Annotated in this window: 9 protein-coding genes and 2 tRNA genes; 6 read left to right on the top strand and 5 right to left on the bottom strand. The window is 65.5% G+C overall.

The window, feature by feature from the left end; translation table 11 throughout:
• Positions 1-20: 20 nt before the first annotated feature.
• Entirely contained in the window at positions 21-3,197 is a 3,177-nt protein-coding gene (locus ASG77_RS09990) for a glycoside hydrolase family 2 TIM barrel-domain containing protein (protein ID WP_082575933.1), read from the bottom strand.
• 173 nt (positions 3,198-3,370) lie between these two features.
• Between ASG77_RS09990 and ASG77_RS09985 the strand changes: the two genes are divergently transcribed.
• Positions 3,371-3,982, top strand: a complete 612-nt coding sequence (locus ASG77_RS09985) for a TetR/AcrR family transcriptional regulator (RefSeq protein WP_056344592.1) — start codon at positions 3,371-3,373, stop codon at positions 3,980-3,982.
• A 47-nt stretch (positions 3,983-4,029) separates the two neighbouring features.
• Here the strand turns inward: ASG77_RS09985 and ASG77_RS09980 are convergent, their stop codons facing one another.
• Genes ASG77_RS09980 through ASG77_RS09965 form a run of 4 tightly spaced genes read right to left on the bottom strand, consistent with a single transcriptional unit; the run spans position 4,030 to position 8,625 of the window.
• Positions 4,030-5,238, bottom strand: a complete 1,209-nt coding sequence (locus ASG77_RS09980; RefSeq protein ID WP_056344589.1) for an acyl-CoA dehydrogenase family protein — start codon at positions 5,236-5,238, stop codon at positions 4,030-4,032.
• A 9-nt stretch (positions 5,239-5,247) separates the two neighbouring features.
• Entirely contained in the window at positions 5,248-6,786 is a 1,539-nt protein-coding gene (locus ASG77_RS09975; protein WP_056344586.1) for an APC family permease, read from the bottom strand.
• 31 nt (positions 6,787-6,817) lie between these two features.
• Positions 6,818-8,029 (bottom strand): glutathionylspermidine synthase family protein, encoded by a 1,212-nt coding sequence (locus ASG77_RS09970; RefSeq protein WP_056344583.1) that lies wholly within the window; start codon positions 8,027-8,029, stop codon positions 6,818-6,820.
• A 2-nt stretch (positions 8,030-8,031) separates the two neighbouring features.
• Positions 8,032-8,625 carry a hypothetical protein gene (locus ASG77_RS09965; protein WP_056344580.1) on the bottom strand — a complete coding sequence of 198 codons (594 nt, stop codon included), beginning with the start codon at positions 8,623-8,625 and terminating at the stop codon, positions 8,032-8,034.
• A 171-nt stretch (positions 8,626-8,796) separates the two neighbouring features.
• Here ASG77_RS09965 and ASG77_RS09960 point away from each other — a divergent pair, with 171 nt between their 5' ends.
• From ASG77_RS09960 to yidC, 5 genes are all read left to right on the top strand, one after another.
• Complete coding sequence (locus ASG77_RS09960; protein ID WP_056344577.1) at positions 8,797-9,450, top strand: MOSC domain-containing protein; 654 nt, start codon at positions 8,797-8,799, stop codon at positions 9,448-9,450.
• 408 nt (positions 9,451-9,858) lie between these two features.
• Positions 9,859-12,102, top strand: a complete 2,244-nt coding sequence (locus ASG77_RS09955; RefSeq protein ID WP_056344573.1) for a DEAD/DEAH box helicase — start codon at positions 9,859-9,861, stop codon at positions 12,100-12,102.
• A gap of 235 nt (positions 12,103-12,337) precedes the next feature.
• Positions 12,338-12,409, top strand: a tRNA-Thr gene (locus tag ASG77_RS09950).
• 62 nt (positions 12,410-12,471) lie between these two features.
• Positions 12,472-12,545 (top strand) — tRNA-Met (locus ASG77_RS09945).
• 137 nt (positions 12,546-12,682) lie between these two features.
• On the top strand, positions 12,683-13,465 hold the full coding sequence (gene yidC / locus ASG77_RS09940; RefSeq protein ID WP_056344568.1) for a membrane protein insertase YidC: 783 nt from the start codon (positions 12,683-12,685) through the stop codon (positions 13,463-13,465).
• Positions 13,466-13,483: the final 18 nt, after the last annotated feature.

Genomic DNA, 13,483 nt, shown 5'->3' with positions numbered 1-13,483 from the left:
GCGAAGTGCCATCTCGGCGGCTACTGGGCCGTTCCTATGCGCAGCGTCAGCGTGCGGGCCTCCGGACGGAGGGCGAAGTCCGGCCAGACGTCCGGGCCGCAGGCCCGTGAACCCAAACCATGCTGGGCGGCGTCCAGGTAGAGGTAGCTGTGCTCGCTCGGAGGCAACTCGTGGGGATGGGCTGCGGAGCTGACCTCCTGTGCGGTGTGACGGGCCAGGGTGAAACCGGGCCGGCGCCCGCGGGCATCGGCCACCGTCTCGATCCTCAGCCAGGGCGCGCCCGCGTTGTTCAGCTCCAGCGAACGTACGGCGCTGCGGTGCCCGCTCTCCTGGGGCTTCGCGTACGGCACCGTGAGGTCGTCGATTGCCGCCGAATACCGCCCGATCAGTGCCGCGTGCATGCTGTCCGGGTACGATTCCCGCGGCCCGGCACCGAACCAGGAGGCGCCGTCGACGGAGCCGGGCAGATCGAACCTGACCCCGATGCGCGGCCAGATCATGTTCCAGCCAGCGCTGGGGACGATGTCCAGGCGAAGCCACAGCTCCCCATCCGTGAGCTGCCACTGCTCTTCGACCGTCACGGAGTCAGCGCTGTCGGCCGGCGCATACCGTGTCCGGACCGCCACGCCTGAATCGTTCGCTGAGATCTTTTCCACGCGGGCAGTCAGGCGGTCCAGGCCTGCTTTGCGCCAGACCGAGGCCGACGTCGGGGCGGGCACGCCGTTTCCGTTGTTCAGCCAGGGGTCGGCGAGATCGTAACTGCCGTGGCCCGCTCCGCCGTCGTTGTCCGTCGGTGCACGCCAGAGCTCCAGGCGGGGACCGGCCACGGACAAACCGCCAAGTGACACGAGCCGGCCCTCCTCGAAGACCGCGGGTCCGAGGGTTACCGTTCCGGTTCCCAAGGATTCGGCACCCGCAGACTCGGCCCCCAGAGAGCCGGTCCGGCCTGTGGAAGCCAGCGGGCGCGGCGCCTGAACCGGTGCCGCAGGCTCCGAGAGATCCAGCTGGGCGGCCGAAATCACGTGCCCGGCCGGAGCCCAGCCGGTGTCCTTGCTGAGCACGGCTTCAACGGTGAGCCAGTGCTCACCTTTACCTGAGACGGCAAACGCCGGCAGCTCCAGCTGCGCCGATTCGCCGGCTGCAAGCGCCTTTCCGGACGCGCCGGCGATTGCCAGTTCGCCCGAGTCGCTGCGGACGCCGTCCACCTCCGTCCGCCACTGGAGCACGACGTCGGACGCGTCCGCCGAGTGCCGCAGATTCGCGACCGTGACGAATTGCCGCGCACCGTCGTCGGACGCTGTTCCGACTGGCACCCCGGTGCCGAAGCCCAAACGGATCGGCGCCACGATCTGCTTGTATTCGAAAAGTCCCGGAGTCGGCGTCGAATCGGAGAGGACCATTCCGTCCATCACGAAGTTGCCGTCGTGGATGACCTCGTTGAAATCGCCGCCATAGGCGAAGAATTCGGTGCCGTCTTCCGTGCGTGTGCGGATGCCGTGGTCCCGCCATTCCCAGACGAAGCCACCGTGCAGCCGTGGGTAACGGTCAACGAGGTCCTCATACTGGTCGATGGCGCCGGGGCCGTTGCCCATCGCGTGAACGTACTCGCACAGGATGAAGGGTTTGGTCCGTTGGCGTGCCGACTCGGCGGCGGAACAGTCGAGCAGCAGGGATCCGGAGTCGTCCCGGCCGATCGCCTCGGTCTCGGGGACGGAGGAGTACATCCGCGAATACACGTCCGTGTAGGCGCCGCTGTAGTCGCCCTCATAGTGGACCGGGCGTCCGGTGTCGCGCGCATGGGCCCACGCGGCCATTGCGGCGAGGTTGGCGCCCGTGCCGGCCTCGTTACCGAGCGACCACATGACGATGGAGGGGTGGTTCTTGTCGCGCTCGATGGTGCGCTCGATGCGGTCCACGAAGGCTTCGCGCCAGGCAGGATCATCACTGGGATTTCCGGCCCACTGCTGGGCGGTGAAGCCATGCGTTTCGAGGTCGCACTCAAGCACCACCCAGAACCCCATTTCATCGGCCAGGTCCAGTAGCCGGGGATGCGGGGGATAGTGGCTGGTGCGGATCGCGTTGACGTTGAACTGCTTCATAAGGGCCAGATCGGCGCGGGCAGATTCTTCGTCGAAGACGCGGCCCCGGTCGGGATGCGTCTCATGGCGGTTCATGCCGTGGAAAACCACCCTCCGGCCGTTCACCAAAAAGCGGTCCCCCACGATTTCCACGGTGCGGAACCCCAGCCGGAGGGAGAGCGTTTCGGCAGCGCTGCTCACCGTTGCGTCATACAGCCGCGGGATCTCGGCAGACCACGGTTCGACGGCGTCGATCGCCACCGGGGCAACGTCCGCCGCGGAGGTCCACGTGACGTCCACGCCCAGCTCCGGCACGGACAGCGTCACCGGAAAGGCGTCACCGGTTGCCGTGATTTCAGGGTCAATGGCGCCGGCGCCGGAGTCACCTGTTCCGGAATCACCGGAGCCGCTGAACGAGGTGCGCAGCCAGGCATCGTCGATGCCGCCCGCGGGCCGGGCCTGGAGCGTCACGTCACGGAAGATGCCAGGCAGCCACCACTGGTCCTGGTCTTCGAGGTAGCTCGACGCCGACCATTGGTGCACCCGGACGGCCAGCACGTTCGATCCCGGGCGGACAGCGTCCGTTACGTCGAACTCCTGGGCCAGCCGGCTCCCGACGCCGACGCCGATCGGCACCCCGTTGACCCAAACCTTGTACCGCGACTCGACGCCGTCGAACCGCAGCAGGATCCGTTCGGCTTCGGTCCATGCCTCCGGCAGTTCGAAGGTGCGCCGGTAGTCGCCGGTGGGATTCTCATCGGGGACGTTGGGTGCATCGGTGGGGAAGGGAAAACGCACATTCGTGTAGATCGGCCGCCCATAGCGCCCGTCGCCTTCCAGCACCCAGTGGGCCGGGACGACGATCTCGTCCCATGAGGAGTCATCGAAGGTCTCCTCGGCGAGGCCCTCCACAGCTTCGCCGGCGGGCAGGACGCCGCGGCCCCCGGGAGTTCCCGGTGCGCCGGGCAGGAGCCGGAAGCGCCAATTGCCGTTGAGCGACTGGGTGGGGGCGTCGCTGTGCAGCCAGGAGCGGGCGGCGGTCCGCCTGCCCGATCCCGGTCCGGGGTCGATGATGTAGGAAACATCGGCGGTGTGCCCGGATGCTGTGGACTGGGACATTACTTGACTGCTCCTTCTGTAAGCCCGCCGCGCCAGAAGCGCTGCAGGACCACCATGGCAAGACTGTGAGGCCCGACACATCTGGGACTGATACGAGAAAGGCTAACATAAAATTCGAGTACTCACTCGAATTTTGAATTTATCCCCCATATCCGCCTGTACACTGGCTTGCCATGACCACAAACGAGGCGAGCCGGCCCTCCCGGCGGGGACCATATGCGAAGTCGACGGAACGCCGGCAGGCGATCCTTGTTGCCGCGCACGCCGTGTTTGCGGCCCACGGGTACCGAGGCGGCTCATTGCAGGACGTTGCCGACCACGTCGGAATGAGCCAGACGAGCCTCCTGCATTATTTCCCGACGAAGAGTGATCTGCTGCTGGCCGTACTCGATTGGCGCGACTCGATATCCGGAGATGGCACAACGCCTCCCGATCCGGAGGAAACGCTCATTGACGCCGTGATCCGCCAAGCGCGCTTCAACGAAGAGATCCCGGGCGTCATTGAGTTGTACACCGTGCTTTGTGCGGAATCCGTCACGGACGGCCATCCGGGTCGCGAATTCTTCACAGAACGATTTGACCGGCTGCGGCGGAGCTACGCCCAGCGGTTCACTCAGCTGGCCCAGGAAGGGCGGCTGCGTCCCGGTGTCCAGCCGGAAGCCGCCGCGGCATCATTGATTGCCCTGTGGGACGGCATCCAAACGCAGTGGCTTTTGTCGCCTAAGAGCGTGGACATGGCAGGGTGCCTGCGTGGCTACCTTGAGCTGGTCGTCCTGCCCGAATAACGACATGCATAGCCCGGCCAGCTCCAACAGGGGAGGGGCGGGTGGGCTTACCGGAACGCGCCGAGGCCCGTGATGTGCTGACCAAGGACGAGCATGTGGACCTCGTCGGTGCCCTCGTAGGTGCGGACTGACTCCAGATTGGCAGCGTGCCGGAGCGGCGAGTAGTCCAGCGTGATGCCGTTGCCGCCGAGGATCGAACGGGCTTCCCGGGCGACCTTGATGGCCTCGCGCACGTTGTTCAGCTTGCCCAGCGAGATCTGCTCGGGCCGGAGCTTCCTCTCGTCTTTGAGGCGCCCCAGGTAGAACGCCAGCATGGTCCCCTTCTGGATCTCCAGCAGCATGTTCACCAGCTTTTCCTGCGTCAGCTGGTACCCGGCCAGCGGCTTGCCGAACTGCAGCCGGTCCTGGGAGTAGGCCAGGGCAGCCTCGTAGGAATCACGCGCGGCGCCCATGGCACCCCACACGATTCCGTAGCGGGCCTCGTTCAGGCAGGTAAACGGCCCGCGCAGGCCCACCGCGCCCGGCAGCATGGCCTCCGGTCCCAGCCGGACGCGGTCGAACACCACATCGCACTGGATGGAAGCACGCATGGAGAGTTTTTGTGCGATGGGGGTGGCGGTCACACCCGGCGTACCGGCCGGCACCAGGAAGCCGCGGACGCCGTCGTCGGTTTTGGCCCACACCACCATCACCCCGGCAACGGAGGCCAGCCCGATCCAGCGCTTGGCACCGTCCAGGACCCAGCCGGCGCCGTCCCCGGTACCGTCCCGGCGGGCGAAAGTGGTCATGGAGGAGGGATCGGAACCCGCCGTGGGTTCGGTCAGGGCGAAGCAGCCGATGACTTCGCCGGCAGCCATCCGGGGGAGCCACTCCTGCTTCTGGTCCTCCGAGCCCCATTTGTGGATGGCCGTCATGGCCAGGGACCCCTGCACAGAGACAAAGGTCCGGATCCCGGAATCGCCGGCCTCGAGTTCCATCGCGGCCAGGCCGTATTCGACGGCGGAGCGGCCGGGGCAGCCATAGCCTTCCAGGTGCATCCCCAGGACGCCCAGCTCGCCGAGTTCGGGAGCGAGCTCCAGCGGAAAAACGGCGTCGTCATACCAGCGGGCGATGTTCGGCTTGATCCGCTGGTCGGTGAAGTCGCGGATCCGCTGCTGGAGTGCCCGCTCGTCAGCGCTCAGCAGCGCACTAAGGGCCAGGACGTCGGACGGGTCCGGTGTCAGGGGCATTTCGGCGGTGACTTCAGCGTCGCTCATCTGTGTATCTTAGGCCGACGCCGGTGTGGCGGCCTCCGCCGTCGGCTTCCCGGTGAAGTATTCCCGCGTTGACGGCAGGAACCGGCAGACAACGGCCAGGACGACGCCCAAGGCCAGGAGCACCACGCCGCTGACAAACGCCCCGCCGACACCGAAGATCTGCGTGTCACCGTACGCCGGATCCCACATCTGGACAGCCGAGATGAAGAACGCCGCCGTGAGGATCAGCGCCCCGAGCAGCGGAAGGATGCCCCGGAACCAGAGGTCGCGGGCAGACTCCCGGAAAGTGCCCCGGAAATACCAGAAGCACGCGAAGCCCGTCAGCGCGTAGTAGAAGGCGATGAACAGGCTGATGGCGCTGATGGAATCGGAGAGCAGGTTTTCGCTGAGGAAACTCATGGCCACGTAGTACACCACGGCCGCTGCGCCCATGACCTGCGTCGAGAATCCAGGGGTCTGGTTGCGGGTGTGGACTTCGCCGAACCTCGGCGGCAGCGCACCGTGCACGCCCATCGACAGTGTGCCGCGGGCCGTGGGCAGGATGGTGGTCTGCGTGGACGACAGGACCGAGGCCAGCACGGCCACCACAATCAGCCAGCCCCACGGACCCAGGACCACGTCCTTCATCGCCAGGAAGACGTCGGACTGGTTCGCTTCGTTGCCCAGGCCAATGCCCTCGGTGCCAACCGTGGCGTACATCATCACCAGCAAGGCCACCGAGACGTAGATGGCCACCAGGACAAAGGCCGAAATGACGGCGCCGCGCCCCGGCGTGGTGGTCGGGTTTTCGGTCTCCTCGTTCACCGCCAGGCAGGTATCCCAGCCCCAGTAGATGAACAGGGCAAGGAGCGAACCGTGCACTACGGCGAAGGGGTCGGCGAAGGCACCGGCCGGGTTGAACCACTCAAAGTCGAACGCCTGGCCTGTTGTGGCTCCGCCAGGCACCCCACCTACGATCCGCACAATGATGGCCAGCGCGAAGATGCCCAGCGAGACGTACTGCACGTAGGTCAGGACCCGCTGGACGTGCTCGCCCAGCCGGATGCCCCGGTAGTTCACCAAGGTCATAAAGACAATGAACAGCACACCCGTGGCCGTGACCACCACCTTGTTTTCGGCCACTGAGCCGTCGCCGATCAGCAGCCACAGGTACTGGCCTGCCACCTGCGCGAGGTTGGCCAGGACCACGATGCCGGCCAGGGCAACACCCCAGCCGCCCAGCCAGCCCGCCCAGGGACCGAACGCCCGGCGGGACCAGGTGAACGTGGTGCCGCAGTCCGGTATGGCGCTGTTCAGCTCCCGGAAGGCGTATGCGATGAACAGGACTGGGATGAACCCGAGGACCAGGATCAGGGGAGTGTAGTTTCCGTTGACGGCCACGATCAGGCCCAGCGTGGCGGCCAGCGAATACACGGGCGCCGTGGATGCGAGGCCCAGCATGACCGAGTCGCCGAGGTCCAGGATCCCCGCCCGGAGCCCCTTGGCCGGGACGGCACCGCCGGACGGTCCGCCGGGAGCGCCGCCCGCCGTCGTCGTCTCCGCACTCATACGGTCACCGGGCTCTGGGATATCAGGGTGCTCATAGTGCGATACCTGCCTTGCTGGAGTGGGCCTGCGCTGAAAGCGGCGCCGGGGCGTCAATGGTGTTGGGCACAAAACGGCAGAAGTAATCGGTGATGGGGCCGTCCGATTCGCGGATCCCGCAGCCCACGGACTCGCCGTCCACCACCCAGAGGCCGAGGACGGGGTGGTTGCCGTCGAAGTCGGGCAGCGCATGGAACTGCTGGTAGCACCAGCCCTCATGGCCGTACCCGCCGGGCTGCTCCAGGCTGATGCCCGGGGCGTGGATCTTGATGTTGTCCCCTTCGCGCCCATGCAGCGGCTTGGCCACCCATTCCTTCAGGGGCCCGGGCTCGTTGAGGTAGGCCGGCAGCAGGTTGGGGTGGTCCGGGTACAGGTGCCACAGAGCAGCCAGCAAGGCCTTGTTGGAGAGCAGCATTTTCCATGCAGGCTCCACCCAACGGGGATTATGTGCGCGCTGCAGGAGCCGGTGCCCGAACGGCTCCTTCATCATCAGCTCCCACGGGTACAGCTTGAACATGGTGCTGATCATGAAGTTGTCCAGGTCCACAAAGCGGTTCAGGTTGGGATCCCAGCCGATGTCGGACATGTTGATGCCGATGGTGGTCCAGCCCGCCTGGCTGGCCACGTCCCGCATGTACGCGGCCGTCATCCAGTCCTCGCCGGACTCCTCAGCCTCGGAATGGGCTATGTGGAGCGTGCTCATGCCGGTGCGGTACTGCATCTTCTTCCACTGCCGGATCAGGGCCTCGTGGATGCCGTTCCACTGGTCCTTTTCCGGGAACACGTCCTGCAGCCAGAACCACTGGGCGACGGCGGCCTCGATCAGTCCCGTGGGGGTGTCCGCGTTGTACTCCAGCATCTTGGCCGGTCCGCCCTGGCCGTCATAGATAAAGTCGAAGCGCCCGTAGACATCCATGTCCGCGGCCTGCAAAGACTCAGCCGCGAGCTCCAGCGCCTGCGCGCCGATGCCGATGTTCCCCATGGCGCCCGTGGCCAGGAACCTGGCTGCCTCCAGGCACATCTTGTGCATGTCCTCGGCCGTGACCTCCAGCGTCTCCACCTCGTCCATGGTGAATTCGTAGTAGGCGGACTCGTTCCAGTATTCGATCTTCTTACCGTCGGGCATGGTGGTGGTGGAGAAGACCAGGCCCTGCTCTTCGATCTTCTGCTTCCAGCCGGGCCTGGGCTCCGATAACAACCGCTTCACGCCTAACCCCCCGTACTTGAGCCCTTGGAGCTGCTGCCAAAGCCGCCCCTGCTGACTGTGCCGCCCTTGGTGCTGTACCCGGTGGATGCCTTGGCGCCGCTGGGGATGGTGCTGGTATAGCTCGGATATGAGGACCGGTTCTGCCCCACCGCTGGCACGCTGGCGCCGCGGGAGTAGAAGTACCACGCGAATAGTGCGCCGCTCCGGCCGGCCGAGCTGTTGCACTGCGTATCCTCGACGCGTTCGCCGGTTTCGTCGTTGAAACAGACCTGGGCGTACTCGGGTTCATCCTGGTTGCTGGCCACGACGGCGGTGATGGTGCCGGCGAGGAGGGCCGTGACTCCCAACCCCACGACGACGGTGCGGCGTTGGGAGCGCTTCTTGCGCGCGGCCGCATCTTGGGTCTGGCGCTCGCGGTCCTTAGCGAACGGATCCACCGACGGGGTGGGCTGGTTCAGGAGTTCGGGGCGCAGCTCCGGCTTGGGAACCTGCCACGGAGGCGGCTTCGGCGCGCCCTGGTCCTTGCCTTGACCGGTGCCCTGGCCTTTGGCCAGGTCCTTGTCCGGACCGTTGCCTTGGTCCTTTTCCGGGTCCATGACGTCCCCCTTGGTAGTCCATGCTGAATGTGGGCGCAGCCGTGCGCCGGAAGCTCAATCCTGAAATCAGCGTAGTCTCTGCCCGGTCCGGCTGCGAGCACGAAACGGGTGAGAACTGCCCATCTCCGGTTCCAACGGCGGCTGGAACGCCGGGAACCCTACACTGGAGCCATGGAAACCGCATCAGTGCTAGCCGTCTGCCGCGTCCACCAGCTCCTTCCCGATGAAGGCAGCGTGGGAGTCACCGCCATCGACAAGCGGCCGGTGGAAGGTCCCGTTAAGGTACACAAACTCGGCCTCCACGGTGACGTCCAGGCGAGCCGGGTCCACCATGGCGGGGAGGACCAGGCCATCTACGCCTACTCCCAGGATGATGCCGACTACTGGGCGAAGGAGCTTCAGCGCGACGTCCCGCCCGGGATCTTCGGCGAGAACCTCCGTGTTGCGGGCATCGAAACCACCGGGGCAGTGATTGGGGAACGCTGGAAGATCGGGCTCGACGTCGAAGTTGAAGTCACCTCGCCGCGCGTCCCGTGCGCCGCCTTCCAGCGTCGGATGGGGGAGCCGCAATGGGTCAGGCGTTTCACGGAAGCGGGCCGGGTTGGTACCTACCTGCGCGTGATCCGCACCGGTACCATCCAGGCCGGCGACCACATCCACCGGCTTTTCGTGCCGACCCATGGCATCACCATCGGAAAGTGGTTCAGCGAACCTGACCTTGAGTCCATGGAAGCGTTGCGGGATGCCGACGCCGACGGTGAGATCCGCCTCCAGCCCGAGTACCACGACACCTTTGAGGCGCTCTTGCGGCGGCTGGGACGGTAGCGTTACGGCCTCAGCCGTATGGAACTGACGGCCGTGTGCGCAAGCTCACCGCCGCCGTCGTGCGTTCAATTAGCCGCAAAGCGGATCTGTACCTTACACTTGAAACATCCCCCACTCCGGAAATCCCTTATTCCTGCCCAATTTTTGAGGCAGGACTGGCAAGTGTTGGGGCCCGCTATTGTGATGCGGGCATTTTCATAGGGAGAGCCGGCTAAAGAAAACGCTGTACAGACTGCTGGGATAGCAGCCAAGAGATGCAGCGGGAAGTCCTGCCACGGGATTGCGAAAGCGCCGGACTTCTAAGTGACCGGCCGGTCAATGTATGCCCGGCACCCACGGCACATGTACTGCGGCTCCGCTCACCTCGGGTTGTGCCGCCTGGCCCCCTATGGATGAGGAAATTTCCCTATGCCCGAAAATCAAAATGACGCCACCGTTGAAGCAGTAACTGTCGAAACCGTCGCCGTCGAGTTCACTGAGGCCGTTGCCCCCGCAGCAGAGCCCGCCGCCACTGAAGCCGAAGCGCCCGCCGCTCCCGCTGAAGAAGCCCCCGCCAAGGTTGAAGAAGCGCCTGCCGCTCAGACCGAAGCGCCTGCTGCCAAGGTTGAAGAAGCTCCCGTAGCTAAGACCGAAGCTCCCGCCAAGGCTGAGGAAGCCGAAGAAGAAGAGGGCGTCAAGTTCGCCGACCTCGGCATCGATGCCCGCGTCCTCGCCGCCCTGATGGACGTCGGCTACGAAAAGCCTTCCCCCATCCAGGCAGCAACCATCCCGCTGCTGCTGGAAGGCCGCGACGTTGTGGGCCTCGCCCAGACCGGCACCGGTAAGACTGCAGCATTCGCAGTACCGGCCCTGTCCCGCCTGGCCGAGCTCCACGACCTCAACGGCCCGTCCCGCAAGACCCAGGCCCTGGTCCTGGCTCCGACCCGCGAGCTCGCGCTCCAGGTTGCCGAGGCCTTCACCTCGTACGCCAAGCACATCGATGACTTCACCGTCCTCCCCGTCTACGGCGGCTCCGCTTACGGCCCCCAGCTCGCCGGCCTGCGCCGCGGTGCCCAGGTTGTTGTCGGTACTCCCGGCCGTGTGATCGACCACATCTCCAAGGGTTCCCTGGACCTGTCCGAGCTCCAGTACCTGGTGCTGGACGAGGCTGACGAAATGCTGCGCATGGGCTTCGCCGAAGACGTGGAGCAGATCTTCCAGCAGACCCCGTCGGACCGCCAGGTGGCACTGTTCTCGGCCACCATGCCGAGCCAGATCCGCCGCATGTCCAAGCAGTACCTGAACAACCCGGCCGAGATCTCGGTCAAGTCCAAGACCACCACCGGCGCCAACACCCGCCAGCGGTACCTGCAGGTCATGGGCCCGCACAAGCTTGACGCCCTCACCCGCATCCTCGAGGTTGAAGAGTTCGACGGCGTTATCGCCTTCGTGCGCACCAAGATGGCTACCGAGGACCTGGCTGACAAGCTGAAGTCCCGCGGCTTCCAGGCTGCCGCCATCAACGGCGACATCCCGCAGCAGCAGCGCGAACGCACTGTCGAGGCGCTGAAGGAAGGCCGCATCGATATCCTGGTGGCCACCGACGTCGCGGCCCGTGGCCTTGACGTTGAGCGCATCAGCCACGTGGTCAACTACGACATCCCGCACGACACCGAGTCCTACGTCCACCGCATCGGCCGCACCGGCCGTGCAGGCCGTTCCGGCGACGCCATCCTGTTCATGACGCCGCGGGAGAAGTACCTGCTGCGTTCCATCGAAAAGGCAACGCGCCAGCCGGTGGAGCAGATGCACCTGCCCACGGCCGAGACCGTGAACACGCTGCGCCTGGGCAAGTTCGCCGAGCGCATCACGGAAACCCTCGAGTCCGAGGACGTTGCCGCGTTCCGCGACCTCATCTCCTCCTACGAGGAAGAGCACAACGTGCCGGCCTCGGAGATCGCTGCTGCGCTGGCCGTTATGGCCCAGGGCGGTCAGCCTCTGCTGGTCAAGGAACTGGCCGCAGCTCCCGATTTCCAGAAGCGCGAGCGCTCCAAGGACGGCTTCGGCTCACGTGGCCCGACCCGTACGCTCACCGAGGGCAACGCCACCTACCGGATCGCCGTCGGACGCCGCCAGCGCGTTATGCCGGGGTCCATCGTGGGCGCCATTGCCAACGAAGGCGGCATCTCCTCGGCCCAGATCGGCGGCATCGACATCCGTGCGGACCACTCCCTCGTGGAGCTCCCGGCGGACCTCAGTGCCGACCAGCTGAAGGCTCTGTCCCGCACCCGGATCGGCGGCGAGCTGATCCACCTCGAGCTGGACAACGGCCGCAAGCCTTCCGGTGACGGCGAGCGTGGCGGCTACCAGGGCAGCCGTGGCGGCGACCGCGGCGGCTACCAGGGCAACCGTGGCGGCGGCGAGCGAGGCGGTTACTCCGGCGGTGGCGACCGTGGTGGTTACTCCGGCGGCGGCGCCGGTGGCGGCGACCGTGGCGGCAACTTCAAGGGCAACGGCGGGTTCAAGAAGGAATTCCGCAAGACCGACGGCGAGCGCAGCTCCGCTGACCGCGGCGGCCGCTCCTTCAGCGACCGTAACGAGCGCAGCGTGGGCACCGACGCGGCACGCAAGCCGCGCACCGAAGGCGGCTTCAAGCCCCGCAACAAGTGGTAACCACTGCTTCCTAGAGTGAACTGAGAACGGGCCGGCTTCCTGCCGGCCCGTTCTGCTTTAAGGTTGCTGCTTAAGTTCGCTTGGTCACATCCCTTCAGGGATCCGTCCCCCGGCCGTGTCATGGGCCGTCCGGAGGGCCCAGGAAGCCCGAATTTCCGGCACTTTTGGCGCCTTTGACACCGTTCTGGAGCCGATTTGTTGGTGGCCAAATCTTCCGGTAGAGTATTTACTCGTTGCCCCCCTAGCTCAGTGGTAGAGCGCGTTCTTGGTAAGAACGAGGTCACCGGATCGATTCCGGTGGGGGGCTCTGGATGAGGGCCTGTGTCAAGGCGGTTTTTGACCGGCTTGGCGCAGGTTTTTCTCATTCGTGGCGGTGTAGCTCAGTTGGTTAGAGCGCACGACTCATAATCGTGAGGTCGGGAGATCGAGCCTCCCCACCGCTACAGGCTAAGCCCCCGGAATCCACGGATTCCGGGGGCTTTTCTGTTTCCCGCAAGACTGTGTGCCTGCCGCGGTGCAAGGCCGTGACATGCGCTGCTTTTCGCCGTAGCTTTGCTGCACGTGGCGATGGGGGATTGCAGTGGACTTCTTCGGAACAATCATGGGTCCGTTCAATTGGCTTGTGTCCGCCATCATGGTCGGAATCCACGACGTCCTGAGCACCATGGGCATGCCGGCGGCGAGCGGCTGGACGTGGACTGTGTCCATCATCGGCCTCGTGCTGATCATCCGTGCCGCCCTGATTCCGGTGTTCTTGCGGCAGGTCAGCGCCCAGCGCCGGATGCGGCTCCTGCAGCCGGACCTGAAGAGGCTGCAGGACAAGTACAAGGGCAAGACCGATCCGCTGTCCCGGCAGGCCATGGCCCAGGAACAGATGGCCCTCTACAAGGAACACGGAACCAACCCTCTGTCCGCCTGCCTGCCGATGCTCATCCAGGTGCCGTTCTTCTTCGCGCTCTTCCAGGTCCTCTCCGGCATCCCAACGGCAGCCAGGCAGGACCGAGGCATCGGTGCGATGACCCACGAACAGGCTGTGCAGTTCGACGACTCAAGCATTTTCGGAGCCCCGCTGTCAGCGTCGGTGCTGCACGGCAGTGCCGGCGACCCATCGGCGGTCCTGGTACTGACTATCGTGATGATCCTGGCCATGACGGCCTCGCAGTTCATCACGCAACGACGCATCGTGGCCCGGACCGTGCCTGACGAAGCCGCAGACAATCCCCTCGCGCGCCAGCAGAAGATAATCCTGTATGCCCTGCCGATCATTTTCGGCGTGGGTGGAGTCCTTTTCCCGATCGGCGTCCTGATCTACTGGACCACCACCAACCTCTGGACCATGGCGCAGCAGTTCACCATCAAATGAGTGGTGCGCCTATCCAAG

Origin of the sequence: Arthrobacter sp. Soil762 (assembly GCF_001428335.1) — a bacterium.
GTDB lineage: Bacteria > Actinomycetota > Actinomycetes > Actinomycetales > Micrococcaceae > Arthrobacter.
Note: the sequence above shows the minus strand (reverse complement) of the source record. Positions and strands in the feature narration are given on the sequence as shown.